Source organism: Lysinibacillus sp. GbtcB16, from assembly GCF_019091145.1.
Classification (GTDB): domain Bacteria; phylum Bacillota; class Bacilli; order Bacillales_A; family Planococcaceae; genus Lysinibacillus; species Lysinibacillus fusiformis.
Genome location: NZ_JAGXJV010000295.1, coordinates 1 through 279, shown reverse-complemented (window position 1 = coordinate 279; position 279 = coordinate 1). Strand labels below are relative to the sequence as shown.

At 60.6% G+C, this 279-nt stretch carries 1 protein-coding gene; it reads right to left on the bottom strand.

Annotated features, from left to right (window positions below; translation table 11 throughout):
* Positions 1 to 279 (bottom strand): spore germination protein (locus tag KVT27_RS24315; RefSeq protein WP_217582147.1); only part of this gene is annotated, 279 nt, incomplete at both ends.

The following is a 279-nucleotide window of genomic DNA, read 5'->3' as shown; positions in this document are numbered from 1 at the left end:
CAGATCGGGGCGCGAGCGAGCACATCTTTCATCTCTGTCCCTTTCAGCGGGGCAAGCGGCTGCAGGTACGGCACGCCGAGCGAACGCAGCGAGGAGAGATGAATGACAATTGCGATGAATCCGAGCATGAGTCCGAGCAAGCCAAGCAGGCCTGACAGGAACATGATGGGGAAGCGAAGCAGTCGCAAGGCGATCCCCGTGGTGTATTGCGGCATCATGAATGAGGCAATCCCGGTAATGGCGACGACCATGACCATGGGGGCCGACACCAGGCCGGCG